Annotated in this window: 1 protein-coding gene; it reads right to left on the reverse strand. The window is 49.6% G+C overall.

The genetic code is table 11. From position 1 onward, the window contains the following. Positions 1-375: plasmid partitioning protein RepB C-terminal domain-containing protein (locus HBA93_RS19230; protein ID WP_286202072.1), on the reverse strand; the 375-nt coding region annotated here is incomplete at both ends.

The following is a 375-nucleotide window of genomic DNA, read 5'->3' on the forward strand; positions in this document are numbered from 1 at the left end:
ATCTCACGAGCGAGATATTCAGCGAAATCTTCCGCATCATGGCGTTGCAAATCAAATTGCGCCCTGCCCTGCTGCAGACGTAAGAGCCCGAGGCTTTCACCATTTGCAGTTTGTAACTTCTGCTCAGCAGGCTTTGATGCTTCTGCTTTTTCGACATGGGTTAATTTCTGTAACAAATGCTGAAAACGTAAATCAGTTTCTGCATCGGTAAACTCATGCTCGGTGATAATCCGTTGTGCTTGCTTCAACAGCACTTTATCGCGAAGTGTCTCTGCCAGTTGCATCCAGCGAGGACGGCCGACTTTAGGCGCAGGACCAATGGCCCGGATAATCTGCTCCGGAATGGCTGCTGCGACTTGGAGGAACCGTGTCATT

It is taken from the genome of Ochrobactrum sp. SFR4 (genome assembly GCF_019730395.1).
GTDB lineage: Bacteria > Pseudomonadota > Alphaproteobacteria > Rhizobiales > Rhizobiaceae > Pseudochrobactrum.